The following is a 23656-nucleotide window of genomic DNA, read 5'->3' on the forward strand; positions in this document are numbered from 1 at the left end:
CTCCTTCAGGAGGACGACGGAGGTTTGTACGGCGACAGCTACAAAAAGATTATCGGTGGTGGGGGTCCAGAGTTTCCTGGGAGATTACCTGGATCATTTCCTGTCCCCTACCCGCCGGGAGAAGGACGGGACTGTCAGCCCTTCAACTTCCCAAGTGCCGGATTCTTCATCCAGGCCTTGAAGGACTCCAGCTGCTGCTGCTCCGCCTTCGGATCAGGCGTGCCCGCGGGCTCCGGGTTCAGGTTCATCTTGCCCCGGCTGGAGCTCTCGAAGCCGTCGGAGCTGCCCTTGGGGCCCGGACGGGAAGCAGCGGGCGCCGCCGCCGTCGGGGCCGCCGCGCCCGGAGGGGTGATGGCCAGCTTGGCGCCGATCTCCGGGTTCATTTCCATCACGGCCTTCTGGATGGTCATGCCGTAGGTGGAGATGCGGTGCTGGAGGTACTCCACCACCTGGCCCAGGATGGGTGGAGGCGGGAGGATGGGCTCCTTCATGAAGCGCGTGAGCGCGTCCTTCACGTCGGTGTAGAGCTGCTGATCCAACGGCGCCGTCGGGGCCGAGGAAGCCACCAGCTTGCGCATGTTGCGCAGCACCTGCTGGAACGTGCCCGTCGCGGACTTGGACTGCTCGTCCAGCTCCACCAGCAGCTTCTCGCGCTTCGCCGTCAGCTCCGGCGGCTCCGGCGGCAGCGGCGGAATCTCTTTCTTGGGGGGGGCCATGAACCTCTCCATCGGTTGAGGTGAATGAATCGAGCCTAACAGATATTACGGGGCTTCCACATCCGACGCGCGGGGCAGGCGCGAGGCCCGGCCAGCGGATCAGCGGCGCGTGAGCGCGTTCACCATGGCGCCCGCCTTGCGCACCACCGGATCATCCACGGGCGTCATCGCCGCGGCGCGACGGAGGTCCTCGAGCGCCTGGGGCTTCTGTCCCATGGCCAGCTTCACCTCCGCGCGGCCCACGTAGACGGCGGGATCCTGCGGCGCCAGCTTCGCGGCCACGTCGAAGGCGGCCAGCGCGCCCTGGCCGTTGCCCGCGGCCATCTCCACCACCCCAAGCGCCTTGGCGAAGTACACGTCGGTGGGGTTCACCGCGTAGAGGCCCTGGAACAGCGTGCGCGCCTCCGCCACCCGGCCCTGGTAGAAGAAGAAGTAGGCCGTCTTGGCGATGGCGTACAGCTCGTCGTTGGAATAGCCGCGCACCTCGCGGAGCGTGGCCTTGCCCTCCGCCCAGCGCTGAAGGAGCGCGGTGAGCTTGGCCTCGTCCTGCGGATCTTCCGGGTCCAGCGCCGCCATGGGTCAGTAGCCCTCGTCCTTCTGCTCTTCCCACATGCGGCGGATGATCTCCTGGGACTCCGCGCTCACCTGGTCCACCAGGCCGAGCATCGCGGACTCGCGCTGCAGCAGCGCCTTGAGGCGCTCCAGGCGCTCCGGCGGCGCGTTCACGCGGGACAGGCCGCGCTCCAGCATCCGGCGCTGCCCGTCATCCCCACGGCCGGCGACGCTGGCCAGGTGGGGCCGGTCGCTGAAGCCCTCCAGGTCCGCGTCGTGCCCGCCCGGGTGCGGCGGCAGCGGCAGCCGAAGCTCCTCCGACGAGTGCGCGGGACCGATGAAGTCCAGCAGCGCCGCCGAGGGCATCGACGGGTTCTTGATGTTGCCCGCCTTGCGCGCCTTCTTCGCCCGCTCGAGCTGGGCGGGATCCACCAACCGCTCACGGACGCTGCGAGGACCTCCCCAGGGCCAAAGCGCGGTGCTGGGGGGCTGATTGTTGATTCTGGCCATGGTGGCCCGACTTCAATACAGGTAGGGGGCCCGCGTCCAGCCCCCTTCAGCGTCCGCCCGTCTGCTCGCGCTGGAGGGCGTAGACGAAGTTCAACACTTCCGCGACCGCGTCGTAGAGCTCTTCGGGCACTTCCTGCCCCACGTCCACCCGGTACAGGGCGTGCGCCAGGGACACGTTGCGCATCACCGGGATGCCATACTGCTTGGCGATCTCCCGGATCTTCTCCGCCTTGAGGCGCATGCCCTTCGCCACGATGCGGGGCGCGCCGTCCGCCTTGTTGTCGTACTTGATGGCGATGGCGATGTCCGCCTCTTCGTCGCTGGCCATGGCCTTCTCCTCAGGCGCGCGCTGGCGGCGCCGCGGTCTGCTGCTGCTTGAGCCCGTAGACGAAGTTCAACACCTCGGCGACCGCGTCGTAGAGCTCCTCCGGGACTTCCTCCCCCACCTCCACGCGAAGCAGCGCGTGCGCCAGCGGGACGTTGCGCAGCAGCGGCACGTCCGACTCGCGCGCCAGCGCCTTGATGCGCTCCGCCTTGGCGTCCATGCCCTTGACGATGACCCGGGGCGCCCCGTCCTTGTTCTGGTCGTACATCAGCGCCACCGCGACGTGGTCCGGGTTGGTGACGATGACGCTCGCGTCCTTCACCGCCTCCATCTGGGCCCCCTCCATGATTTCGTGGTGGAGTTCCTTGCGCTTGGCCTTGTGGTGCGGGTCGCCTTCGCTCTGCTTGTACTCCTTCTTCACCTCCTCCTTCGTCATCATCATGTCCTTCATGTACGACTTGCGCTGCCACCACACGTCGAACACGCCGAAGATGACGAAGAGCATCACGATGCGCACGCTCACCCGGTAGATGAGCTCCCCCAGGATGGCCATGATGCCGTGCGTGTCCTGCCGCACGGTTTCGATGACCAGGGGCATCGAGTCGCGCACCACGCCATAGACGACGTAGGCGGCGACGGAGATCTTGATGAGGTTCTTGAGCAGTTCCACGAAGGACTTCTTCGAGAACATGTTCTTCAACCCGGCGATGGGGTTGAGCTTGTCGAACTTGGGGATGAGCGGGTCGATGGTGAAGAGCGACCCCACCTGGAGGAAGTCCAGGAGCCCGCCCAGCACCGCCGCGCCCCCCACCACCGGCACCGTCAGGAGCAGCAGCGTGCGCAGGCCCATGTAGAGCAGCTGCGTCGTCGCCAGCCCCAGGTCCTGTGAATGGGCGATGGCGTCGAAGCTGAAGCGGAAGAGCGTGGAGATCTCCGTCTCCACGTTGTCCCAGGTCGCCTTGACGATGCCCAGGCCGGCGACGAGCACGGCCACGCCCGTCAGGTCCTTGCTCTTCCAGGTCTGCCCCTTCTTGCGCGCGTCGTCGAGCTTCTTCTGCGACGGTTCTTCTGTTTTGTCGCCACTCTCGTCCGACATGGAGGAATCCCGGGGGGCTCAGGCCAGCAGCCGGATGGCGTGCTGGACCATGCGGAGCATGTTGGCCAGCTCCTGCTGCATGCGTCCGATGATCACGTGCACCGCGATGAACATGATCAGCACGCCCACCAGGGGCTTGAGCGACATGGAGATGAAGAACACCTGGATCTGCGGCGCGACGCGGTTGATGGCGCCCAGGGACAGGTCCGTGACGAACGCCGCCACCATGCCAGGGCCGGCCAGCGCCAGGCTGATCTTCAGGAGGTCCGCGAAGGAGCGGATCATCAGGTCGAAGAAGGGCCACACGCCGCGGCTGAAGTGCGGAAAGCCCTCCAGCGGCACGATGGCGAGGCTGTCCCCGAGCGCCCGGATGATGATGTGGTGCCCGTTCAGCGACAGGAACAGCACCACGCACAGCTGCACCTTGAGGCTGGAGAAGAGCGACACCTGGGTGCCCAGCTGCGGCACGTAGAGCTGGGCGTTGTTGCTGCCCGACATGGTGTCCATCAGCGTGCCGGCCACGCGGGCCGCGTCGAACACGACGTTGACGATGTACGACAGCGCCACGCCGATGAAGACCTCCTTGAGCAGCAGCCCGATGTACGGGAGCGCGCTCAGGGGAATCCGGTCCATCCGGTCCGCCACGGAGGGGAACAGCACCGCGGAGATCAGCAGGCCCAGCCCCAGCTTCATCTCCGAGGGCACGACCTCGCCGCCCAGGAAGGGGCTGAAGATGAGGATGGGCATCACCCGGCACATGATGAGCGCCATCGTGAAGATGACGACCGACAGGTTGACCCGAGAACTCAGCTCGGCCATGAGTTCGCCGATATTCATCTGCCGATGAGCGCCGGGAACCGGTCGAAGACGTGGAAGGTGAAGCGCAGGAGCTGGCCGCCAATCCACGGGCCCGTCATGGCCAGCACGCCGAAGACCAGGACGACCTTGGGCGCGAACGTGAGCGTCTGCTCTTGAATCTGCGTGGTGGCCTGGAACAGCGAGATGAGGAAGCCCACCAGGAGGCTCATGAGCACCGGCGGCGCGGAGACCACGAGCACCAGGAACAGCGCCTCCTGGGTGATGAACGTGAGCTGATTCATGGGAGTGCGGCGCTCCTTACAGGTAGCCGATGACCAGGCCCTTGGCGATGAGGTACCAGCCGTCCACGAGCACGAACAGCAGCAGCTTGAAGGGCATGGAGATGGTCGTGGGCGACAGCATGTGCATGCCCAGCGCCAGGAGGATGTTGGCCACCACCATGTCGATGACGATGAAGGGCACGAAGAGCAGGAAGCCAATCTGGAAGGCCTCCTTCAGTTCGGACACGACGAAGGCCGGCACGATGACCATGAAGTCATTCGGGCCAATGTCCTTGCGGTCCTCCTCCTTCCGCATCTTCTTCGCCAGGCTGTAGAAGAGCGTGCGGTCCTTGTTGGTGACCTTCTTCATCAGGAACTCGCGCAGGGGTTCCTTGGACTTGTCCGCGGCCCCCAGCAGCGTGCCCACCGTCTCCGATGAGAACACCGACGTGCCTCGGGACCAGACGTCCACGCCGCCCGCCCGGTACATCTCCTGCCCCACGGGGGCCATGATGTAGACGGTGAGGATGATGGCCAGCCCGGTGATGACCTGGGTGGGGGGAATCTGCTGGGTGCCCAGCGCCGAGCGGACGATGGAGAGCACCACCGAGATCTTCACGAAGCTCGTCACCATCATCAGCGCGAACGGGACCAGCGACATGGCCGCGAGCGCGAGGATGAGGATGAGCGGACGGGAGGTGAACGAGTCGGTGTTCACCGCCTCCTTCAACAGCTCGTCCGGGAGCGCGTCCCCACCCTTCTTCGCCGCGGACGCGACGAAGGGGTGCAGCGACACGAGGGCCGCGAAGAGCCAGGGCGGAGCGCGGAACAGCGGCGGACGGGCGGGAGACGAACGGTTCACGGGACGGCCTTCAGACGCCCGGCGGCGGCGTGGTGCCACCGGTCCGGCGGGAGAGGAGCTTCTGGAGGAAAGGACTCAGGGACACCGGAGCCGCCGGAGGCCGCGCGGCGCGGATGCGCTCCACGGCGTCGCGGTCCAGCTTGGAAACCAGTTGAACGCCACCCTCGCCGCCGCCCACCAGCAGGTACTCGTCCGCGGCCTTCAGGACGAAGAGCGTGCGCCGCTGATCCAGCGGAATGCGCTCCATCACCGACACGACCGACGCCTTGCCCACGGGCACGCCCTGCAACCCCATCAGCCGGCGCAGGCCCACGTTGAGCGTCAGGTAGATGGACGCGAGCACCGCGCCCAGGAGCGCCACCGTGCGCACCACCACCCAGACCAGGCTCTCCTGCTCCTCGGCGGCCTCGGGCGCGGCCACGCCCAGCTCGCGGTCCAGTTCGTCCGCGTGGCGCGTGGCGCGGGCCGCCCCGCTGAGGGCGTCCGCGGCCGCGGGCGCCGCCTTGGGTTCGGCGGGCGAAGCCTCCACCGGAGCCACCGAGGACTCCTTCACGGAGGCATCGGGCGAGGCGGAGATGGCGGACGCCTGCGCCAGGGCGGCGGGCGACGTGAGGAACAGCACGGCGCCGAGCAACAGGCGCGAGGAGGAGAGGCGAAGGACTGCCATGGATGGGCGCGAGCCTAGTGCACCCGAGTCAGGACCGCCACGGGGCCGGACAGGACCAGGCCCCCCTGCCCGCCTGCCCTGGGCGCGGAGCGCTCAGCTGAGATGGATGATGCGCACACCCAACTGCCCCTCCAGTTCGACGAGCTCGCCCCGGGCCACGACCTTGCCGTTGACGGACAGGTCCACGGGCTCCCCGGCCCCACGGCGCAGGTCGATGACCTGACCTGTGCGCAGGCCCACCACCTGTTCGGCCGTGATGGGTACGCGAGCCAGCTCCACCGCCACCTGCAAGGGCAGGTCGCTGAGCAGATCGCTTCCGTCCCGGTTGTTGTCGTCCAATGCCGCCCCTTCCAGTTCCGGAGGCACGCCCAGCTCCGGGTTGGTGAAGTCCTCTTTCTCTTCCGAGCCACCCCCGGACTCCCCACCCTGCGGGTTGCCCGCCTCTCCGGGGATGATGTCCGTGATGCGCGCTCGATAGCGGCCGTTCTCCACGAACACGTCCGCCGCGAAGTGGCCGGTGCGGCCCTGGCCCAGCCGCAGCTGGGCCGTCCCGGCTTCACCCCGGTCCGGCCGCGCCGACAGCAGGTCCAGCAGCAGCACGTCCTTGATGCGCAGGGACGTCAGGTCCTGCGCGGACAGCTCCGCCACGCCAATCTCCGCGCGCAGCCAGTCGCGCAGCGAGGACAGCCGCCGCCCGTTGGCCCGCATGTCCTGGCGTCGCAGCTCGCGCCGCTGCGCGCTCTCCACCGCGGGTTCGGCCGCCTCCAGCACCGCCGACGGAACCACCAGCCGCACGATGCCGCGGTGCGACCCCAGCACCGCGTTCAGGTGGACCGCCAGCATCGGGCCGTCCTCGCCCAGCCGCGCGGAGACCTCGTCCACGCCGCGCGCCACACCGTCCAGCCGGGGCCGGGGGACGCCCGGCTGCAGCCCGGGAACCAGCTCCTTCAGGGCCTCCAGGACGACGTAGCCCATCACGCCCTCCTCGATGTCCGTCAGGGGCCTGAGCCCCACCGTCTCACCGGCGCCGCCCAGCAGCAGGTCCACCGCCGAGTGCGCCAGGGACAGCTCGATCTCCAGGACCACCCGGCCCTTGAGCGCGCCGGGCGCCAGCACCGCCAGGAAGGACGGGTCGCCCAGGAAGCGGCGCAGCTCCGTCATGGGGCGAGCCTGGGCGGACTCCACCGACAGGCGCACGTCCACGTCGAACAGGGCCTTGAGGCGCGCGCAGACGGTCTCCAGCGTGCCCGCGTTGGGCGTGAGCCAGCGCAGCCGCTCGGCCAGCTGGCCCTGCATCCGCGACACCTTCTCCAGGCCCGTGAAGGCGAACGGCCGCCACGGCGAGACCGGCGCGGGGGCCGGCGCCGGAGCCGCGGGCTTCGGGGGAGGTCCCAGCTTCCGGGTGTCGACCAACATGGTGCGCTCGAAGACTCCGGGCTCGTCGTCCGGCTCCAGGCTCATGTCTTCGCCTCGAACCTCAACGTTTCAAGCGCCAGCCCCCGGCCTCCCAGGGCGCTGCGCAGGCCATCGCTCTGCTCTTCCAGGAGCTTCAGCGTGTCGCGGTCGTTGCCGCTGAAGACCGCGGAGATCTTGCCGTTCTTCGCGCTGACCTTGATGGACAGGCCGTTGAGCACATCCCCGCGCAGGTCGATCTGGAACTCCGCGTTGCCCGCGGCGTTGGTGCCCACGCGCACGCGCTCCACGATCTTCTGGGCGATCTCGTTGGCCATGGCGCGCAGGCGCTCCGAGCCCGCCGTGTCCTTGGGCTTGGCCACCGGCACCGGCGCCATCAACGCGGGGTTGAAGCGGAAGCCCGCGGCGGCCATCTGCCCGCCCTTGTCGTCCTTGTCCTTGCTGGCTCCGCCCCCGCCCGCGCCCTTGCCGCCGCCGGCGTTGACGTCGATCTTCAGCTCGCCCTTCTCCTGGCTCAGCCGCCCGGCCTGCCCTTCCGACTTGGACAGGTCACCCTCGCGTACGTCGTTGGAGCGCTTCTCCTCCACGACCTCCGACTTGCGGGTCTCCGACTGCTTCGACAGGTTCTGGGTCTCGCCGTTGCGCTGGGACTGCTGGGCGCCCTGAGCGGATTCGCCGGGCCGGGCCGTGGGGGCCTCCTTCTGGGCCAGCTTCTCGTCGAAGGTCTTCGCCTGGCCCTGGGCGGCGCGCGCGAGCACCTGCTTGCCCAGGGGCAGCTTCTGCTCCTGCGCCGCCTTCGGCTGGGCCTGTTCGGCCTGCCCCTGCTGGACGAGCTTGGAGAAGACGGAGTCCCCCTGCAGGCGCTTCTGGGTCTTCGCCTCCGCGAGCTTGCGCTCCTGGATCATCCGCTCCGCCAAGCGCGCGGCATCGCGATCATCATCAACTCGGCTCATGGGGTCTCTCCAGACTCAAAGCGGGCGGCGGGAGGTTACTTGCGCTGGCGGGCCAGGAACAAGGCGTTGCCGATCTCCTCCTGGTTCAGTTCCTCGCGCTCCTGACGTTCCTTGCGCACCTGCTTCTGGAACGTTTCCTTGTTCTTTTCGATGGCCTTGAGCTCCTTGGCGGCCTCGGCCATCAGCATGCGGCGCTGCTCCACCAGGCGGGCGGCCGTCCGGACCACCTCCTTCTGGTGCTCAATCTGGAGCGCGACCTGGGCCTCGTCGTCCTTCAGGCGCTCCTCGAAGCGGCCCATCATGTTCATGCCGTTGATGCCGGCGCCCTTGGCCATCAGCTGCTGGAAGTACTCGGCGACCTTCGCCTTGCGCTCCTTGCGGCGGCGCTCCAGCTCCGCCTCCAGGCGCACCTGCTCCTGCTTTTCCTTCTCCAGCGCCTTGATGGCGTCGGAGAAGGCCCGCTCGGCCTCCTCCTTCGCCTTCTCACGCATGTCCAACAACACCTGCAACCGGTACGGGGGCATGGTGAGGGCATCCTACCCAAAAACGGCCCTGTCCACGCGGCTCCCCCCGGATGGAGGCGCTTCAGTCCTCGAACAGGGCGATGAGCTTCTCCACCGTCTCCTCGTAGGGGGAGTTGGAGTGGGTGTCCTGCTTGAGGAAGTCGATGATGGCGTCGTACTTCTCGATGGCGTAGTCCGTCTTGGGGTCGGCGCCCGCCTGGTAGGCGCCCAGCAGGATGAGGTCGCGCTGCTTCTCGTAGGTGGAGAGCGTCTCGCGCAGCTTCCCCGCGGCCTTCTTGTGCTCCTTGGTGACGATGCCGCTCATCACACGGCTGAGGCTGGCCAGCACGTCCATCGCGGGCCACTGGTTCCGCTCGCCCAGGGCACGGTTGAGGATGAAGTGGCCGTCGAGAATACCTCGGACTTCGTCGGCGATGGGCTCTTCCATGTCACCGCCGGCCACGAGGCAGGTGTAGATGGCGGTGCACTTGCCCTTCTCCGAGTTGCCCGTGCGCTCCAGGATGCGCGGCAGCATGGAGAAGACGCTGGGCGGATAGCCCTGACGCGCGGGGGGCTCGCCAATGGCGAGGCCGATGTCGCGCTGGGCGCGCGCCAGACGCGTCACCGTGTCGAGCATGAAGAGCACGTTGCCGCCGCGCTCGCGGAAGTACTCCGCGATGGCCGTGGCGACATAGGCGGCGCGCAGACGCACGAGGCTGGGCTGATCCGACGTGGCGCACACGAGCACGGCGCGCTTCATGCCCTCCTCGCCCATCGCGTCCTCGATGAACTCGCGCACCTCGCGACCACGTTCGCCGATGAGCGCCACGACGCTGAGGTCCGCTTGCGTGTTGCGTGCAATCTGGCCCATCAACGTGGACTTGCCGACGCCGGAGCCCGCGAAGAGGCCCACGCGCTGGCCTTCGCCCACCGTGAGCAGTCCGTCGATGCAGCGCACCCCCAGGGGCAGCGGCCGTTCGATGCGCTGGCGGGTGAAGGGGTCCGGACAGTCGCGGTCCACGGACCAGTCAACAAAGCCCTCGCCCTCCAGGGGCCTGCCGTCCATGGGCTCGCCGATGCCGTTGAGCACGCGGCCCAGGAGCGCGTCCCCGCACTTGATGGTGAGCGGGCGGCCGGTGGGGATGCACTCGCTGTCCGGCCCGATGCCGTACAGCTCGCCCAGGGGCATGAGCATCACCTCGTCGCCCACGAAGCCCACCACCTCCGACTTCATCAGGCCGCGCTGGCGGTTCTTGACGAGCACCACCTCGCCAATGCGCACGTTGGGCACGCTCGCCTTGATGACGAGGCCGGTCAGTTCGGTGACGCGGCCGCGCACCCGGACGAGGGACGCTTCCTTGATGAGCTCGAAGTAGCGCGAAAGGTCGATGGCCATGGGGGACTCCGTGGGGCGCGGGCCTTGGCCCTCAGGCCGGACCGCTCTTGCGCGCGGGGTCCGGCATCAGGAGGTTCTGGAGCATCTCCAGTTGGGTGGGCAGCTGCGCGTCCACCGTGCCGTACTCCGTCTGCACGATGCAGCCCACCGCGGCGACCTCCGGGTCTTCCTTGATGGCCAGGTCCACCGTGCGGCCGATGAGCTCCATCAGCACGGGGCGCTTGGCGCGCAGCACCGCGGCGGTCTTCGGGTGCACGCGGAGCACCATGGCGCGCGCGTTGCGCAGGTTGTCGATGGCCGCGGCGCACATGTCCACCAGCAGGTCCGGGTCGCGCTCCAGGTCGCGGCCGAGGATCTTCTCCGCCATCTTCAGCGACAGCGCGATGATGTCCTGCTCCTGGGTGTTGAGCAGCTCCCCGGCCTGCATCTTCGCGCGCAGGAGCAGCTCCGTCGACTGGGCCAGGCCCTCCTGGCGGCCCATGTCGCGCGCCTTGGCGAACAGCTCCTCCTTCTCGCGCTGGGCCTCGGCGAGGATGCGCTCGCGCTCGCGATGGGCGTCCTCGATGATGCCCTGGGCGCCCTGGCGGGCCTCGAAGACCTCGGCGTTCATCACGCCCGCGCGCGGCGGACGCAGCGCGGGACGCTCGGACGAGGCGACCGCCACCGGCTCCGCCAACCCGTCCCCCTTGATTACCTTGCCGATCGCCATGGGCCGCTCCTTGGAGACCGGATGCTAGCGCGTTCCGCCGCGCGGTCCACGCCCTCCGGGGCCTCCCGCGCCTTCCGGGCCTGGCGGGTCCGTGGGAGCGGGGCGCCTGCGGCCCACCTGGGTTCCCTCCGAGGCCCGTGAGGACGCCTGGCTGGAGAGGACGCGAGGGGGACGCTCGGGCTCGGCGCCCGGTTCGGGACGTGCCACGGGACGCGAGCCGGTGCGCGAGCGCAGCACCCGGGCGCCGTCGGCGGACTCACCCGGGGGCTCCGGACGCCGGCCGGGCCGGGCTTCTGGCTCGGCGGGAGGCCGCGTGGGGCGCTCGACACGGACGGAGCGGCCCTGCGGCTCCTCTGGCGCCGCGGGGCGTGGGTCGCCGCGCGCGCCCAGCCGCGAGGGCGGAGGTCCGATGCGGGCCCCTTCCGGATCCACCCGCGCGGGACGCGAGGGGCGCGCCGCGCCCTCCGGCTCACGGCGGCTGGGGACCGCACCGGTAGGCGCGCGGGGCGCGGGGCCCACCGCCGAGCCTCGCTCCACCGGCATCCGGCGCATCTGGGAGCCGTTCGCGTCCCCTTCCGGGGCGGCCGTGGACGCGCGCGGCGCGGGCCCTCGGTCCACCGGCATCCGGCGGATCTGCGAGCCGCCCACTTCTCCCTCCGGAAGCACCACGGGCGCACGCGGCGCAGGCGATCGCTCGCGCTCCACCGGCATCCGGCGCATCCGCGAGCCGTTCGCGTCCCCTTCCGGGGAGGCCATGGACGCGCGCGGCGCGGGCCCCACCGACGAGCCCCGCTCCTCCCCTGGCGCCGGGCGCGGACGCCCTCCCGGCGGAGGGTTGGCCGGCGCCGCGTCTCGGCTGGATGCGGCGCCCGCGCGGCGGGCCGCGCGCTCGGCCATGAAGTCGCGCCGGGCAGCGGCATCTCCGGCATCCTCCCCACCGCCACCCGCGCCGCCCCTCAGCGCCTTCGGGGCCCGGAGCGCTGGAGCGCGTGACGGATCCGGCGCGCTGGTGCGCAGTCCCTCGCGGGGGGCCGGGGCACCGGACGGGGCCGGACGGGCCGAAGGGGCGCCAGACGGAGCCGGACGGGCCGCGGGGGCGCCGGCTGGAGCCGGACGGGCCGCGGGGGCGCCGGCTGGAGCCGGACGGGCCGCGGGGGCCGACGCGGGCTTGCGTGCGCCCGGCGGTGGCGGCAGGACGGCGGAGGGGCGCGGCGGCTGCGCCGTCAACCGCACGGGCCGCTCGATGAGGCCGCGCACGGCCAGCCGCTCCAGGTCCATGACGATGTCGGTGCGTCCCCCGTCGCCTCGGGCCGTGGGACGCGACCGCTCCTCACGCACCCACTTCGCCAGCAGGTGGCCGAACTCTCCGCGGTGCTTCTCCAGCATGCGCGCTGCGAACTCCGGGGACTGCGCCACGCACGCACGCGCCAGACGCTGCACCCCCGCGCTGCGGATGGCGCCCGCCAACCGGTTGAAGCCCTCGTGGAGGTTGATCTGCGCGCGAGCATCCTCTTCCGGCAGCTTGCGCGGCGCGTTCGCCGCCACGGACTTGCTCGCGAGTTGGAGCAGGTCCGGCGGCAGCGACTCCATGAGGCCGTTGAGCTCGTCTTCCGGCAGCCCCGCCAGCGCCGGGCCCAGCACGCGCGCGCCCAGGCGATCACTCACCGTGAGCAATTCACGCGTCTGGAGGTTGAGCACGTCCGCGAACTTGAACCCCGCGGACTGGCCAGCGACTTCGCGGGCCAGCGCCTCCTCCAGCTTCCAGCGGATGATGTCCAGGACCTGCGGGCGAACCTCGCGGGTGAGCTTCACCCGCGAGGGCGGCAGGTGGCCGCGCACCGCGTCCGCCATGTTGCCGGGCAGCGCGCGAAGGGTGACTTCCACCAGGGCCCCGCGCTCGCGCTGGAGCAGCGCCGCGAGTCGCTCCGGGTCCGCGGTCCACAGCTGCCCGCGCCGGTCCTTCATCAGGCGCTTGAGCTCCTGCACCACCGCGGGCAGGCGCTTCTCGCGCGGAATCTGGAGGATCTCCTGCGCGCGGTGCCGCAGCAGCGCGCCTTCCTCGTCCGGCAGATGCTCCAGCGCCGCCACGCTCTCCTGGCCCCCGAAGGTGACCGCGGTGAGCAGCATCATGGTCTGGCGCTTGCTGAGCGAGGTGAAGAAGGAATCCAACGGTCACCTCGCGGGCCCCCAGGTGGCCCGCGGAAGAAAGAGAGCGTGTCCCCGGCCTGGGGGACACGTCCCGCGGTCCGCCCCAGGAGGGCCGCGGGGGCGACTCCGGACGGCTCCTACTCCGCGCGACCGCCGCGCGCACGGGCGGGACGCGCCGCCGTCGCCGCGGCATTGCCGCCGCCCGAACCGCCGCGCATGAACGTCCACGCGGTGAGGCCCATCATCGCCAGGATGAGCGCGAACGCGCAGCCGAGGATCATCTTGAAGGTGCCCGCACTGGCGGCCGTCATGCGCACGCCGAGCACGTCCTGGAGGCGGTTGGTCTCCGTGGTCTCCGCCGTGGGGGCCATGGCCTCCGTCATCAGCACCGTGACGGCATCCGGCTTCAGCTCCGCGACGGAGCTGGCGACGAACTGCTTCACCGCCTCCACGGTGACGGGGGCCTTGCCGCCCTCGAGCAGGCGGTACTTGATGAACACGGAGGCCGACGGCATCGGCCGGTTCTCCGGCTGCGACAGGTCGTTGTTCTCCGGCACCATCACGATGGCGCGCGCCTCCAGCACGCCGTCGATCTGGTTGAGCGCGTTGGAGACTTCTCCAGCCATCGCCTTGAGGAGCATGGCGCGCTCCTCCGTGGCGGTGGGAACCATGCTGCCCTTGGCGAAGTGGGACAGGCCCTTCTCCACCGGGCGCGGCAGCGAGTTGCGCTTCAGCAGCTCCGCGGCCTGCGCGGCGTCGCCCTTGGGGACGACGATGGTGAAGCGCACTTCGTTGCCCCCCTCCGCCTTCTCCTTCTTGGCGTTGATGCCGTTCTTGCTGAGCAGCACATAGATTTCATTGGCATCCGCCTCCGTCAGCTCGTGCTGCAGCTCGATGGAGCAGCCGGTGAGGAACAGCAGGGCGAGGAGCGGGGCGGCGAAGACGGACGTTCGGCGAGTCATGGGCGCGGGTAGCTTAACAGGGCCCTTGCAAAACGCGGAAGGGCGCCCCCTCCCAACCTGGGAGGGACCGCCCTTCGCATGCCGCCATGGCCCGGCGGGGTGGGGACTTCAGACCTGCGTCTTGACGACGTCCTTCAGGCCGCTGGTGGCCTTCTCGACGACCTTCGACGTGAGGTCCAGTTCCTGCGAGTACTTGTACATGGAGGCCTGGAGGCCGAGCATCTCCGCGTTGGACATGTTCTTTCCGGAGCTGGCCTCCTTGATCAGCTTGTCCATGCTGATCTGGCCCTTCTCCAGGCCGGAGACGAGGTCGGACACCATGCCGCCCGACTTGCCCGTCTTGGCGGCCTCCGCCTTCGCGTCCACGGGCTGCGCGCCCTTGGCGGTGGCCGGCTGCTGGGCGGCGCCGCTCACCTTGTTCAGGTTCGCCTTCTCCGCCTTGTTGACGGTCTCCACCTGGCGGACGGAGTCCACCTTCTGGGTGGCCTGCGCGGCATGGGCCTTGTTCACGTTCTGGGCGGCGTCCACCTGACCGGCGCCCTGCGCCTTGTCAGCGAGAACTCCGTCGAACTTCGAGGCGCCCGTCTTCTGCGTCTGCTGGGCGCCCTGATCCTGCAGCTTTTGCTGCGCCACCTGTCCCGCGGAGATGCCGCTCATCGGAGCCGCCATGTGACACCCTCCTTGCATCCGTCGAGGGGGGAGGGAGTTCCTCCTCCTCGTTCAAGAGTTCCTTGAGCCGGTCAATGGCCCGCGCATGAAGCCGCGATGCCCAGCTCTTCGACTGCCCGATTTCCGCTCCTGCTTCCTCCAGCGTACGGCCCTGGAAGTAATAGCCCTGCAGGAGCTTGCGCTCTTTCTCCGGAAGCTTCTCGATGGCCGAGCGCACCCGGTTCTTCAACTGCTCCATCTCCAGGCGCTGATCCGCCGGGAGGGATTCATCCACGTATCCCGCCGCCTCCGCCCCTTCCGCCCCCGCCGCGAACACCGCGGCAAGGCCCGCCACGGCATCCGAGATATCTCCAATATCATCGTCGAATGACGACCCGCGGTTGCTTGCGCCCTGCTCGCGATCGGCGAGATTTCCGAGATACGCCGTCGCGCGCTCGCCCTGGTAGGCCGTGCGGGCATCCGCGCCCCGCAGGACCCCCATCTTCCGGAGCCCGTCGAAGATGGCTCCCTTGATGCGGTAGTGGGCGAAGGTGAGGAAGTTGGCTCCGACCTTGGGATCGAAGCGCTCCGCGGCCTCCAAGAGGCCGATTTGTCCATAAGCCAGCAGTTCATCCAGCTCCAGCTGGGCATTGAACTGCTTGCGCACGGTGGCCGCGAGCGACCGCACGTACGGGCCGTACTTCTCCAGGATGACCTTCCTGTCTTCACCCAGAGGCAAGCGGCGCGCTCACTCGGCCTTGGACCACAGCCGCTCGAGAACCTGGTTCAGCCGGGGATCATCCTGCAGCGCCCCGGCGATGCGGCCCGTCAGGGCCGCGGACTTCATGTTCAACTTCTCCTGGAGCACTTCGGAGACGAGCGCCTTCGTCGCCTCTTCCTTGCTCTTGAAGCCCCCGTTCTTCAGCCGCTTGGCGATGGCGAGTGCCTGCGCCGCGATCGGATCCGTGGCCTGGGGGCCCTGGACATTGCTGGAGCCTACCAGACCTGAAGGCCCGACGAGAGACTCCGTGCGGTCCACCTTGCCGCCAAAGGACGCGCCAGAGGCACCGGCCGGACCGGACGCCCCCTTCACGCCACCCGCGCGGCCCTTCCCACCCCCACGTCCGACTCCACCGACAGCCATCGACGTACCTCCTTCTTCCGACCCGCTACTTCTTCGGCGGTGGCAGGGCCCCCGCTTCCTTGGCCTGGATGAGGGCCTGGGCCAGCTTCGCGCCGTCGCTGTCCGGCTCCAGGTCCATGGCGGCCTTCAGTTCCTTGAGGGCCTCCGGCACCTTCCCCATGAACAGCAGGGCTTCACCCGCGTGTGCCCGGGGCAGGGACGACAGGGGCGCCAGCCGCTGAGCGACCCGGTAGGCCGCCAGGGCCTTGTCGTGACGCCCCTGGGCGAACTCCACGGCGCCGATGCCGATCTGCGGCACCTCGCTCTTGGGCATCAGCGCGGAGGCGCCGACGAAGACCTCACGGGCCTTGTCGAAGTGACCCATGTCCAGCCACAAGTAGCCGGACTCCAGCAGGACCATGACTGGCTGGCGCGCCAGGGGCACGAGGCTGTTGGCAATCTCCGAGGGGGTCTCCGCCATGGATGTCGCGCTGCCTTTCCGGTCGCCCGAAGCACGGAAGGCGGCCGTCGAGGGCCGCCTTCCTTGCATCGGTCAGATTCCGCTGTCCGCGAAGACTAGCGGATGTTGCCGATGGAGTTCTTGGTCGTATCGTGCCGCGACTTCATCACGTTGGAAACAGCCGTGAAGAGCTGCGACTCGTGCTGCATGGCCGACTGCATGTTCAGCAGCTTGACGTTGTCGTCCATCATCGTCTTGAGGCTGCTGTTGTTCGTGAGCTGGTCGCTCACGGTGCCGGTGCTGGAGCCGACGCTGGTGCCGATCGTCGTGGAGCCGCCCGAGACGGGCAGGCCGCTGCCCGCACCGGGCAGGTTGGTGGAGGGCACCGCGCCGGAGCCGGTGCTCATCACGCCCACGTAGGGGCCGCCCGCCATGCCGGAGCCCGCGGCGCCGGAGAAGGTCTGCGCGGAGGAGACCGCGGCGGAGACGATGCCCGCGCCCGGCACGAAGCCGGCCACGGCGCCCACGCCGGCGCCCACGGCGCCCACGGTGTTGTTCAGGCCATTCTGCACCCGCGCGCCAAAGCTCGTGTTCGGCGTCTGCCGGGCCGTGGTCATCTGGGTGTTCATGCGCAGGTTCGGACCCATCATGCCGCTGTCGATCTTGACGCTCATTTCAGCCTCCGCGCTGGTGCCAGCGATTCAGATTCAAAATGGGAGCCTGGGATCATCCCTTGGCTCTTTCAGGGGATTATCGGGAGAGTCGGCCGCGGGTTGCCTGCTGGGGGCAAGAAATCGTCCGCGCTCCCGAAAACCCAGTTATTTCCGACCCTTGGACTGCTTCGACTCGGCGACGAGCTTCTCGCGGACATCCACGAGCATGCTCAGCAGCTCCTCGGCGCGGGCGATCGCAGCCTGGGCCTTCTTGCCGGTTTCCGCGCGGGGCCCCTTGAGGCCGGCGAGCTCCTCCTTCACCGGAGCGAAGAGCGCCTGGACGTCATTGGCGGAGGCCTTCTCGATGAAGGTCTCGACGGCGGGATAGGACGGAACGGGAAGCTCCTGGGGCGGCGGTGCCGGGGTCCTGGCGGGCGGGGGCATCGAAGTCACTAGCTCCTGGCGGGAGGACGACCGTGCGGCCAGCCCCCGCTCTTTGCCCAGCACGCTAGGTGAATCCGCCACGCGCTTCAAGCACCCCACCCAGGGGTGGAAGGGCCGGCTGTCGCGTCCAGACCACGCCCCATGGCCCGGAGGGCGAACGGGCACGCACCCGGTCTTCCCCCCCGGGCCTGTCGCCCACCCCCACCACCCCTAGCTTTTTCCCAGCGGGGGGCCACGCAAGTGCCACCCGCCCCACTCACACATTCCGGGAGAGATGCGATGAAGAAGCTCATTGGGGTTTTCGCGTCCGTGGCGTTGCTGGGTTCTGGCGTGGCCATGGCTCAGGACAGCATGACGAAGGACTCGCAGCAGCCGTCGACCTCCACGTCGGCCCAGGGAGGTTCGGGCCAGACGGGGTCGGACAGCAGCATGCAAGGCTCCTCGGGTAGCACGGGCAGCTCGGACGCCATGGGCGGGTCGGGCTCCTCCTCGACCCACTCCTCGAGCATGGCGGGCGAGAATGAGCTGACGGGCAAGGTCGTGAAGAGCGACAGCAAGAAGGTCTACGTCAGCAGCGCCAGCGGCGCGGTGGTGCCGCTGGACATCGACAGCAAGACCCAGTTCACCGACCCGAGCCTGAGAAACGCCAAGAGCCTGAGGGAGGGCCAGGAGATCCGCGCCAGCTTCCAGGTGAAGGACGAGAAGAACATGGCGATCAACATCGCGCCGAGTCAGGGCATGGGCGGCTCGGGCTCCGACGCGATGTCGCCGGACTCGTCCATCAACCAGGGCTCGAAGGGCACGGGTCAGGACAACGGCTCCAGCATGAACCCGGACACGGGCTCCAGCACGCACGACTCCAGCAGCTCGCCGAAGACCTACTAGCACCGCGTGAGCACGTCCCCGGTCCCGCGCTCACGCAGGAGGGGTCCTCCACTCGCGGTCCGCTGTCATCTGGCGGGCCGCGGGTTCTTGTCCCTGGTGGAAGCTCCGCGAGGCCGGAGCAGGAGCTGCATGGACCGAGAGGCCGACGTCATCATCCTGGGCGCGGGGGCCGCCGGGCTCTGCGCCGCCGAGCGCCTGATGCGCAAGGGCCTGCGGGTCATCGTGTTGGAGGCGCGGGACCGCGTGGGCGGACGCGTCGTGACCCTGCGGGACACGGTGGCCGACGTGCCCCTGGAGCTGGGCGCCGAGTTCGTCCACGGCAGGCCCTCCCTGTTGCTCCAGCGCATCCGAAGGGCCGGGCTGACGGTGAGCCCGTGCAATGACACATACGCGCTCCTGTGGCGGGGCAAGCTGGGCGACGCCGGAGCTGCGTTCTCATTCCAGGAGGCCCTGGTGTCGGCGAAGGCCCCCGACCGCCCGATGGCGGAATGGGTGGAGGAGCAGGCTCGCACCCGGAAGTGGCCTCCCGTGGTCCGCGCGATGGCGCGCTCGTATGTGCGGGGCTTCTACGCCGCGGATCCGGACATCGCGAGCACGCTGGCCATCGCGCGAATGGAGCAGTCCGCCTCCTCGGCCGGGGGCACGACGCCGTCCCGAGTGCTGGAAGGCTACGACCGCGTGCTCCACGCGATGGCCGAGAAGCTCTTCGCGACGCCGGGCACGCTGTACCTGAACGCCGTGGCCGAGGAGGTGCGCTGGAAGCCGGGCGCGGTCCACGTGCGGGCCCGGACCCAGCAGGGCACGCCGCTCGGGACGTTCCAGGGAACGCACGCGATCGTGACCCTCCCCGTCGGCGTGTTGCAGGCGCGGCATCCCACGCCGGGCGCCGTGCGCTTCGTGCCCCGCGTGCGCGAGCATGAGCGCGCCTGGAACAGGTTGGAGATGGGGCCCTTGGTGAAGGTCCTGCTGCGCTTCCGCTCCGCCTTCTGGCGAGAGCAGGAAGACACCGCGCGCTTCGGGTTCTTCCACGCTCCCGAGTCCTCCTTTCCCACGTGGTGGACGCTGTCGCCCCACCGGCGGACGCGACACCTGGTGGGCTGGAGCGGAGGCCCCACCGCCGCCGCGCTGTCCCGGTTGAGCGAGAAGGCCGTGCTGGCGCTCGCGCTCCAGGATCTCTCCCGGCTCTTCCACCGCTCCGTGCGGGACCTTCACGCGCAGTTGGAATCGTGGCGCCCGCAGAACTGGCAGCACGAGCCGTACACGCGCGGCGGCTACGCGGTCATCCCCGCCGGAGCGATGGACGCGGTCGACACGCTCGCCCGGCCCGTGGGCCAGACGCTCTTCTTCGCGGGCGAGGCCACGCATGTGGGCGGCGAGGAAGGCACCGTGCATGGCGCGCTCGAGACGGGTCGGCGCGCCGCGGACGAGCTGCTGGCCCGACGCCGAAAGGCCTGAGCGTCAGCCGCCTTGCTGGCGGGCCAGCAGGCGACCGGGACTGGGGATGCTGTGGAAGCGTTCGCGCGTGAACATCTTCACGGCATGCGCCTCTGGATCGCCATCGTCGCGGGATTGAGCCTTGGACAGGCACAGGACGTGGAACCCCTTCCCCCGGAAGACCCGTCCGTGACGGATCCGGCCGCCGCGGCCCTGCAGGATGCCAACGAACAGGCCGCGAGCGACGAGGATGGCGCACGCCCCCCGGAGGGATACGGCTACCAGGCACCGTCGGATCCAACCGAGGGCACCTACTCCGACCCGGTTCCCTTGCTGCCCGATGGCGACACGCCCGTCACTTCGGGGCAGGTCGCGGTCCAGCAATCCCAGACCTATGTCCCGCCCCCCGTTCCCACGGTCTTCGAGCCGCAGCCCTCACCCGATGAATCGGCCGGATCCGACAATCAGGCGCAGTCGGGCACGGGCGGCGCGGGCTCCGCTTCCACCGCGGCCCCGTCCGACACGGACACGGGCGCGGGCTCCCCTTCCACCGCGGCCCCGTATGGCACGGGCGCGGAGGCCCCTTCGACCGGGAGCGGCACCGCCGCGGGCCCGTCCGACACGGGCGTGACGGGAACGCCCCCCTCCGCTGAGCCCACCCAGACCGCCGCGCCGGGCTTCGGCGGGACGGTGGATACGGGCGCGACCGGCGGCTCCGGCGCCGCGGGCACGACGGGGCCATCCACCACGGCCCCACCGGCGGCCGCCCATGCGCCGCCGTCAACGGGAACGACGGCTCCTGATCAGGGCGCGACTCCGAGCGCGCCCCAGCCGAACCAGACAATGCAGGCCACACCCGACCAGGGGCAGGCGCAGCCCCAGACGGCGCAGGCCGCCCCTGCCCAGACAGACCAGGGGCAGGCGACGACGGTCCCGCCGCAGGGACAGCCCCAGCCCCCCGCCGAGGAGCTGGACCGCCTGCGCCAACGCGTGGCCGATCTCGAGCAGGACGTGGCGGACCGCGACGCCCTGGCCACCGAACGCACGCAGGCCGTCCAGTCGCAGGTCGATACGCATGAGCAGCGCGCCTACGACACCGAGCGTGCCCGGCAGCAGCGGCTGGCGCGGATCCAATCCGGGGGCCAGTGGATGCTCGCGGCGGATCAGGCGCTGGAGCAGGGCGAGCTGAGCGTGGACAACGCCTTGAGCATCGCCGACCAGGACTTTTCCGTGGTTCGCTCGAGTGCCTCGGCCGAGGGCCAGGGCACGGTCGTCGTCCAGTCCGACCGCATCCGTGCGCAGATCGCCCTGGCCCGGGATGCCGCCAGCCGCCGGGACATCTACGCCGCGCGCATCGCCCTTCAGAACGCCGGGGACGAGCTGCGGCTGGCGCGGAGCGCGAACCTGCAGCGGCCGAGCACGTCCAACACCCTGCTCAATCCGTGATGCGGGGGGTGGACCGGGCCGGGACGTCCGAAGGCCTCGCGATGAGGTAGCCCTGCACGAAGTCCACGCCGTGTCGGCGCACCCAGGAGAGCTCCTCGGGGGTCTCGATGCCCTCGGCCACCGTCTGGATGCCGAGCTGCCGGGCGATCTCCAGCAGCTTCTGCACGATGGACGCCTTGTAGGGGTCCGCGTGGACGCCTCGCACCAGCTCCATGTCCAGCTTCATGAACTCCGGCCGGAGCTGGTGGATGAGGTTCAGCGACGAGTAGCCCGCGCCCAGGTCATCCAGCGCCACCTTGAAACCCGCCTGCCGGTAGAAGTCCACGATGGCGCGCAGGTGCGCGGCGTTCGCGGCCCGGTCGGATTCGATGATCTCGAAGACGACGTGTGACTCCGGGATGCCCGCCTCGCGGATGGCGGCCACCGTGGAGCGCAGGCAGTGGGCAGGGTCGTAGATGGCCGTGGGCGTGAAGTTGATGAACAGGTGCGTGCGCAGCTGGTGTCGCACCGCCTCGCGGATGGCGGTGGTGCGCGCGGCCAGGTCCAGTTGGAAGAGCAGGTCCGCCTCGCGGGCCGTGTCGAACAGCCGGTTCGGAGGCACCAGCGCGCCGCCTGCGTCGCGGCCGCGCAGGAGCCCCTCGTGCGCGAAGATGTGGGAGGTGTCCTGGGCGTGGACGATGGGCTGGAAGAACGTGGTGAGCCGCCCCTCCGCCAGCATGTCCACCAGCCACCCCGACTGCTGCAGCGTGGTGAGCCGCTGCAGCGAGTCCACGCGCGGGAAGTCCGCCATGCCCGGCTCGGAGTCCCCGGGGACGAACAGCGCGCGCGTGCCCCGCACCTCTTCCGCCGTCAGCACGTTGGGCAGGTGCGCGGAGAGCTGTCGCAGACCGCCCTGCCCCATCCCCACCACGACGCACTGCGCGTCCGCGCGCAGTTGGTAGCTGCCGCCGGATTCGCGCAGGTGCGCCACCAGCTTGCCCAGGCTGTGGCCCAAGGGCGGCCAAAGAAACAGCCGCCCCGGTTCATCGGGCGTCCCGGGCAGGGTCTGGCAACGGCCGCATCCGTTCGGCGGGGTCATCAAGCAACCTTGGCGTCACGGGGTGTGGCGGAAGATGAGCAGCCCCCTTGACGTATCCCACCCATACACCAGGCCGCCCGCCACGTGCACGCCCTGGAGGCCCTCGAAGAAGGACAGACCCCGGCCCGAGTCGGTCTCGTTCCAGGTGTTGAAGTAGCCCGCGGGCTTCAGCGTCCCCAGCGTGGACACGTCGTAGACGCGCAGGCCGTCCTGGTAGTTGGCCACGTAGAGCGTCGTGCCCGACAGGGCCATGCCGCCCAGCGACGCCTGCGGCCGCAGCACCAGCTCCCCACGCTGCACGATGGCCTCCGGCAGGGTGGCGTCCAGCGCCAGCAGCGAGGAGCCCCACGCGTCCGAGCCCTGGAAGACGGTGACGGCGTCGCCATTCTTCCCCACGGCCAGGCTGCTCGTCGAGGGACCGCCAAAGCGGCCCATCAGCTTGGGCGCCTTCGTCGTCGCCACGTTCGCGACGTTCGACACCGTCACGCCGTAGCTCCAGTTGCTCACGTAGAGGCGGTCGTCCTGCGTCGCCAGCGCGTAGGGGTATTCCCCCAACGAGGCCGAGGAGCCCTCCACCGTGTAGCGCACCACCACCACCGGCGCTTCCGGCTGCGTCACGTCCAGGACGATGACGTCCGACTTGGGCTGGGGCGACGCCACGTAGAGCAGGTTGCCGTCCTTCGCCATCGCGTCCACGCGCACCGTCTGGTCCGCGAGCACCGTCTTGCCGCAGCGCGGGGCCTCGGGGCTCGTCGACAGGTCACAGATGCGGACGCCCTTGTCGTATGTCCCCAGGTAGAGCGTCGTGCCATTGACAAGGGCGGTGGTGAAGATCTCCGCGGCGAACTTCTGCTCGGAGGCGAGGACCGGGTGCGCGGGGTCCCTCACGTCATAGGTGAAGAAGCCCTCCTCGCCCGCGAGCACGTACGCATACCCGCCCGCCGCCACCACGCTGGAGGGCTTCCCCTTGGGAAGCGTCGCCTGGCCCACGAGTTCCACGTGGTTGGCCTCGGCCTCCCCTTCGCGCCGCGTCACGCGCATCGCGGTGAAGGTGCCCTGACGCACCGTCGTCCCGTTGCGGCACACGCGCGCGACCCCCAGCACCGTCCCCGGCCCGGAGGCCTTGCAGCCCGAGAACGCATAGCGCACCGCGGAGCCGTCCGAGCCCGTCACGTCGCTGGCCAGGTAGAAGGTGTCCGGGGTGATCTGCTTCGTCGTCATCGCCAGGCCGATGAGCAGGGGATCCCCTGGGGAGAAGCGGATCGCGGAGGGCCCCGTGTAGCCGTCGTCGAACTGGATGTTGGTGTTCCAGACGCCTTCGGCCTGGACTGCACTCAACGTCGAACGGTCACAACCGGTCAGGTCGATGGCTTCAACCTGACACTCGGCTTTGTTGTCGGAACTGTCCTTGCCACAACCGATGGCAAGGACCGCGGTAGCAGCCAGCAGAGAGAGGCGATTCATTCCCTCCTCCATACCGGGCGATGCCGACCGGAGCCAAGTCCCGTGGTTCGTTCCGAGGGGGAAGAGCCCTGACGTCCACCGCAACGCAAAGAAACAAAAGGACCGCTTGTGCGTTTGCGGTGAGAGAGGG

27 protein-coding genes are annotated in these 23656 nt (G+C 69.5%); 3 read left to right on the top strand and 24 right to left on the bottom strand.

Going from position 1 to position 23656, the window contains the following annotated elements:
* Positions 1-134: 134 nt before the first annotated feature.
* The 22 genes from FOF48_RS06215 to FOF48_RS06320 all read right to left on the bottom strand — a co-directional run bounded on the left by FOF48_RS06215 (position 135) and on the right by FOF48_RS06320 (position 17219).
* Positions 135-716, bottom strand: coding sequence for a hypothetical protein (locus FOF48_RS06215; protein WP_143899250.1), 582 nt, complete (start codon positions 714-716; stop codon positions 135-137).
* A 99-nt stretch (positions 717-815) separates the two neighbouring features.
* Positions 816-1292 (bottom strand): SycD/LcrH family type III secretion system chaperone, encoded by a 477-nt coding sequence (locus tag FOF48_RS06220; protein ID WP_143899251.1) that lies wholly within the window; start codon positions 1290-1292, stop codon positions 816-818.
* A gap of 3 nt (positions 1293-1295) precedes the next feature.
* Complete coding sequence (locus FOF48_RS06225) at positions 1296-1778, bottom strand: hypothetical protein (protein WP_143899252.1); 483 nt, start codon at positions 1776-1778, stop codon at positions 1296-1298.
* A gap of 46 nt (positions 1779-1824) precedes the next feature.
* Positions 1825-2106, bottom strand: coding sequence for an EscU/YscU/HrcU family type III secretion system export apparatus switch protein (locus FOF48_RS06230; protein WP_143899253.1), 282 nt, complete (start codon positions 2104-2106; stop codon positions 1825-1827).
* A 10-nt stretch (positions 2107-2116) separates the two neighbouring features.
* The gene (gene sctU, locus FOF48_RS06235; RefSeq protein WP_143899254.1) at positions 2117-3199 is read right to left on the bottom strand and encodes a type III secretion system export apparatus subunit SctU; all 1083 of its coding nucleotides are present in this window, start codon (positions 3197-3199) and stop codon (positions 2117-2119) included.
* 18 nt (positions 3200-3217) lie between these two features.
* Positions 3218-4018, bottom strand: a complete 801-nt coding sequence (locus tag FOF48_RS06240; protein ID WP_235685430.1) for a flagellar biosynthetic protein FliR — start codon at positions 4016-4018, stop codon at positions 3218-3220.
* Positions 4019-4032: 14 nt separating this feature from the next.
* Positions 4033-4299: a flagellar biosynthesis protein FliQ gene (gene fliQ / locus FOF48_RS06245; RefSeq protein WP_014398418.1), complete on the bottom strand. Its 267-nt coding sequence runs from the start codon at positions 4297-4299 to the stop codon at positions 4033-4035.
* 16 nt (positions 4300-4315) lie between these two features.
* On the bottom strand, positions 4316-5140 hold the full coding sequence (gene sctR / locus FOF48_RS06250) for a type III secretion system export apparatus subunit SctR (RefSeq protein WP_143899256.1): 825 nt from the start codon (positions 5138-5140) through the stop codon (positions 4316-4318).
* Positions 5141-5150: 10 nt separating this feature from the next.
* Positions 5151-5807, bottom strand: coding sequence for a flagellar biosynthetic protein FliO (locus FOF48_RS06255; RefSeq protein ID WP_143899257.1), 657 nt, complete (start codon positions 5805-5807; stop codon positions 5151-5153).
* Between the two features lie 93 nt (positions 5808-5900).
* A complete protein-coding gene (gene sctQ / locus FOF48_RS06260) occupies positions 5901-7268 on the bottom strand; it encodes a type III secretion system cytoplasmic ring protein SctQ (protein WP_143899258.1) in 1368 nt (455 codons plus the stop codon).
* A complete protein-coding gene (locus FOF48_RS06265; RefSeq protein WP_143899259.1) occupies positions 7265-8173 on the bottom strand; it encodes a flagellar hook-length control protein FliK in 909 nt (302 codons plus the stop codon). Before FOF48_RS06265 ends, sctQ begins: the two co-directional genes overlap by 4 nt.
* Before the next feature lie 35 nt (positions 8174-8208).
* Positions 8209-8697, bottom strand: a complete 489-nt coding sequence (locus FOF48_RS06270; RefSeq protein ID WP_143899260.1) for a flagellar assembly protein FliH — start codon at positions 8695-8697, stop codon at positions 8209-8211.
* Between the two features lie 61 nt (positions 8698-8758).
* Positions 8759-10072: a type III secretion system ATPase SctN gene (sctN, locus tag FOF48_RS06275; protein ID WP_143899261.1), complete on the bottom strand. Its 1314-nt coding sequence runs from the start codon at positions 10070-10072 to the stop codon at positions 8759-8761.
* A 31-nt stretch (positions 10073-10103) separates the two neighbouring features.
* Complete coding sequence (locus FOF48_RS06280; RefSeq protein ID WP_143899262.1) at positions 10104-10781, bottom strand: FliH/SctL family protein; 678 nt, start codon at positions 10779-10781, stop codon at positions 10104-10106.
* 24 nt (positions 10782-10805) lie between these two features.
* Positions 10806-12950, bottom strand: coding sequence for a hypothetical protein (locus FOF48_RS06285; RefSeq protein ID WP_143899263.1), 2145 nt, complete (start codon positions 12948-12950; stop codon positions 10806-10808).
* Between the two features lie 116 nt (positions 12951-13066).
* Positions 13067-13891 carry a type III secretion protein gene (locus FOF48_RS06290; protein WP_143899264.1) on the bottom strand — a complete coding sequence of 275 codons (825 nt, stop codon included), beginning with the start codon at positions 13889-13891 and terminating at the stop codon, positions 13067-13069.
* Positions 13892-13999: 108 nt separating this feature from the next.
* Positions 14000-14560: an ATP-dependent helicase HrpB gene (locus tag FOF48_RS06295; protein ID WP_235685431.1), complete on the bottom strand. Its 561-nt coding sequence runs from the start codon at positions 14558-14560 to the stop codon at positions 14000-14002.
* Complete coding sequence (locus FOF48_RS06300; protein ID WP_143899265.1) at positions 14442-15278, bottom strand: sigma-70 family RNA polymerase sigma factor; 837 nt, start codon at positions 15276-15278, stop codon at positions 14442-14444. Before FOF48_RS06300 ends, FOF48_RS06295 begins: the two co-directional genes overlap by 119 nt.
* A gap of 9 nt (positions 15279-15287) precedes the next feature.
* Complete coding sequence (locus tag FOF48_RS06305; RefSeq protein WP_143899266.1) at positions 15288-15683, bottom strand: hypothetical protein; 396 nt, start codon at positions 15681-15683, stop codon at positions 15288-15290.
* A 25-nt stretch (positions 15684-15708) separates the two neighbouring features.
* Positions 15709-16143, bottom strand: coding sequence for a lipopolysaccharide assembly protein LapB (locus FOF48_RS06310; RefSeq protein ID WP_143899267.1), 435 nt, complete (start codon positions 16141-16143; stop codon positions 15709-15711).
* Between the two features lie 95 nt (positions 16144-16238).
* On the bottom strand, positions 16239-16796 hold the full coding sequence (locus FOF48_RS06315; protein ID WP_143899268.1) for a hypothetical protein: 558 nt from the start codon (positions 16794-16796) through the stop codon (positions 16239-16241).
* A 144-nt stretch (positions 16797-16940) separates the two neighbouring features.
* Positions 16941-17219 (bottom strand): hypothetical protein, encoded by a 279-nt coding sequence (locus tag FOF48_RS06320; RefSeq protein WP_143899269.1) that lies wholly within the window; start codon positions 17217-17219, stop codon positions 16941-16943.
* Positions 17220-17498: 279 nt separating this feature from the next.
* Between FOF48_RS06320 and FOF48_RS06325 the strand changes: the two genes are divergently transcribed.
* The 3 genes from FOF48_RS06325 (at position 17499) to FOF48_RS06335 (ending at position 20984) form a co-directional block, all read left to right on the top strand.
* Entirely contained in the window at positions 17499-18104 is a 606-nt protein-coding gene (locus tag FOF48_RS06325; protein ID WP_143899270.1) for a hypothetical protein, read from the top strand.
* 129 nt (positions 18105-18233) lie between these two features.
* Positions 18234-19559, top strand: a complete 1326-nt coding sequence (locus FOF48_RS06330; RefSeq protein ID WP_143899271.1) for an NAD(P)/FAD-dependent oxidoreductase — start codon at positions 18234-18236, stop codon at positions 19557-19559.
* An 84-nt stretch (positions 19560-19643) separates the two neighbouring features.
* On the top strand, positions 19644-20984 hold the full coding sequence (locus tag FOF48_RS06335; protein ID WP_143899272.1) for a hypothetical protein: 1341 nt from the start codon (positions 19644-19646) through the stop codon (positions 20982-20984).
* On the opposite strand, the gene FOF48_RS06340 is transcribed toward FOF48_RS06335, so the two are convergent.
* Positions 20974-22062: an EAL domain-containing protein gene (locus FOF48_RS06340; protein WP_143899273.1), complete on the bottom strand. Its 1089-nt coding sequence runs from the start codon at positions 22060-22062 to the stop codon at positions 20974-20976. The genes FOF48_RS06335 and FOF48_RS06340 overlap by 11 nt on opposite strands.
* Positions 22063-22077: 15 nt before the next feature.
* Positions 22078-23526 (bottom strand): LVIVD repeat-containing protein, encoded by a 1449-nt coding sequence (locus tag FOF48_RS06345; protein WP_161664219.1) that lies wholly within the window; start codon positions 23524-23526, stop codon positions 22078-22080.
* Positions 23527-23656: the final 130 nt, after the last annotated feature.

Origin of the sequence: Corallococcus sp. Z5C101001 (assembly GCF_007352635.1) — a bacterium.
GTDB lineage: Bacteria > Myxococcota > Myxococcia > Myxococcales > Myxococcaceae > Corallococcus > Corallococcus silvisoli.

Excerpts from the sequence above, each read along its gene's own strand:
- FOF48_RS06215 (WP_143899250.1), bottom strand. The coding sequence starts at position 716 with ATGGCCCCCCCCAAGAAAGAGATTCCGCCGCTGCCGCCGGAGCCGCCG.
- FOF48_RS06220 (WP_143899251.1), bottom strand. The coding sequence starts at position 1,292 with ATGGCGGCGCTGGACCCGGAAGATCCGCAGGACGAGGCCAAGCTCACC.
- FOF48_RS06225 (WP_143899252.1), bottom strand. The coding sequence starts at position 1,778 with ATGGCCAGAATCAACAATCAGCCCCCCAGCACCGCGCTTTGGCCCTGG.
- FOF48_RS06230 (WP_143899253.1), bottom strand. The coding sequence starts at position 2,106 with ATGGCCAGCGACGAAGAGGCGGACATCGCCATCGCCATCAAGTACGAC.
- sctU (WP_143899254.1), bottom strand. The coding sequence starts at position 3,199 with ATGTCGGACGAGAGTGGCGACAAAACAGAAGAACCGTCGCAGAAGAAG.
- FOF48_RS06240 (WP_235685430.1), bottom strand. The coding sequence starts at position 4,018 with ATGGCCGAGCTGAGTTCTCGGGTCAACCTGTCGGTCGTCATCTTCACG.
- fliQ (WP_014398418.1), bottom strand. The coding sequence starts at position 4,299 with ATGAATCAGCTCACGTTCATCACCCAGGAGGCGCTGTTCCTGGTGCTC.
- FOF48_RS06255 (WP_143899257.1), bottom strand. The coding sequence starts at position 5,807 with ATGGCAGTCCTTCGCCTCTCCTCCTCGCGCCTGTTGCTCGGCGCCGTG.
- sctQ (WP_143899258.1), bottom strand. The coding sequence starts at position 7,268 with ATGAGCCTGGAGCCGGACGACGAGCCCGGAGTCTTCGAGCGCACCATG.
- FOF48_RS06265 (WP_143899259.1), bottom strand. The coding sequence starts at position 8,173 with ATGAGCCGAGTTGATGATGATCGCGATGCCGCGCGCTTGGCGGAGCGG.
- FOF48_RS06270 (WP_143899260.1), bottom strand. The coding sequence starts at position 8,697 with ATGCCCCCGTACCGGTTGCAGGTGTTGTTGGACATGCGTGAGAAGGCG.
- sctN (WP_143899261.1), bottom strand. The coding sequence starts at position 10,072 with ATGGCCATCGACCTTTCGCGCTACTTCGAGCTCATCAAGGAAGCGTCC.
- FOF48_RS06280 (WP_143899262.1), bottom strand. The coding sequence starts at position 10,781 with ATGGCGATCGGCAAGGTAATCAAGGGGGACGGGTTGGCGGAGCCGGTG.
- FOF48_RS06290 (WP_143899264.1), bottom strand. The coding sequence starts at position 13,891 with ATGACTCGCCGAACGTCCGTCTTCGCCGCCCCGCTCCTCGCCCTGCTG.
- FOF48_RS06295 (WP_235685431.1), bottom strand. The coding sequence starts at position 14,560 with ATGGCGGCTCCGATGAGCGGCATCTCCGCGGGACAGGTGGCGCAGCAA.
- FOF48_RS06305 (WP_143899266.1), bottom strand. The coding sequence starts at position 15,683 with ATGGCTGTCGGTGGAGTCGGACGTGGGGGTGGGAAGGGCCGCGCGGGT.
- FOF48_RS06310 (WP_143899267.1), bottom strand. The coding sequence starts at position 16,143 with ATGGCGGAGACCCCCTCGGAGATTGCCAACAGCCTCGTGCCCCTGGCG.
- FOF48_RS06315 (WP_143899268.1), bottom strand. The coding sequence starts at position 16,796 with ATGAGCGTCAAGATCGACAGCGGCATGATGGGTCCGAACCTGCGCATG.
- FOF48_RS06320 (WP_143899269.1), bottom strand. The coding sequence starts at position 17,219 with ATGCCCCCGCCCGCCAGGACCCCGGCACCGCCGCCCCAGGAGCTTCCC.
- FOF48_RS06325 (WP_143899270.1), top strand. The coding sequence starts at position 17,499 with ATGAAGAAGCTCATTGGGGTTTTCGCGTCCGTGGCGTTGCTGGGTTCT.
- FOF48_RS06330 (WP_143899271.1), top strand. The coding sequence starts at position 18,234 with ATGGACCGAGAGGCCGACGTCATCATCCTGGGCGCGGGGGCCGCCGGG.
- FOF48_RS06335 (WP_143899272.1), top strand. The coding sequence starts at position 19,644 with ATGCGCCTCTGGATCGCCATCGTCGCGGGATTGAGCCTTGGACAGGCA.
- FOF48_RS06340 (WP_143899273.1), bottom strand. The coding sequence starts at position 22,062 with ATGACCCCGCCGAACGGATGCGGCCGTTGCCAGACCCTGCCCGGGACG.
- FOF48_RS06345 (WP_161664219.1), bottom strand. The coding sequence starts at position 23,526 with ATGAATCGCCTCTCTCTGCTGGCTGCTACCGCGGTCCTTGCCATCGGT.